We start from the raw sequence: 598 nt of genomic DNA, 5'->3' as shown, positions 1-598 counted from the left end.
GCGGGGCGCGCGGTCGTCGCGCGAGAAACCGGGGCGGTCGTCACGGCGGAAGCCACCGCGGTCGCCCTCGCGGCGCGGAGCGCGCTCGTCGCGCGGGTAGCCGCCGCGGTCGTCGTCCCGGCGGGGGCCGCGCGGGCGGTCATCGCGGCGGTCATCGCGACGGAAACCGCCACGATCGTCGTCCCGGCGGAAGCCACCGCGGTCACGGTCGTCGCGGCGGAAGCCGCCCCGGTCATCACGGCGATCGTCACGGCGGTCATCACGACGGGGTGCGCGGTCGTCACGGCGGTCGTCGCGGCGCGGACCGCGGTCGTCGTCCCTACGGAAGCCACCGCGGTCGTTGTCGCGGCGGAAGCCGCCACGGTCGTCGTCGCGACGGGGGCCACGGTCGTCGCGACGGAAGCCACCGCGGTCATCGCGGCGGTCGTCACGACGCGGGCCGCGGTCGTCGTCACGGCGGAAGCTGCCGCGGTCGTCGTCACGGCGGGGGCCGCGCGGGCGGTCGTCACGGCGGTCATCGCGGCGGAAACCGCCACGGTCGTCGTCCCGGCGCGGGCCGCGGTCGTCGCGGCGGTAGCCGCCGCGGTCGTCGTCGCGG

1 pseudogene is annotated in these 598 nt (G+C 78.3%); it reads left to right on the top strand.

Features of this window, described 5'->3' with window-relative positions:
* Positions 1-598 (top strand): annotated as a pseudogene (locus IH45_RS1000000150740) (hypothetical protein); the annotation flags it as partial.

The sequence above is a fragment of the Streptomyces rimosus subsp. rimosus genome, assembly GCF_000720725.1.
GTDB lineage: Bacteria > Actinomycetota > Actinomycetes > Streptomycetales > Streptomycetaceae > Streptomyces > Streptomyces rimosus_A.
This window is presented reverse-complemented; position numbering and strand designations above follow the sequence as displayed.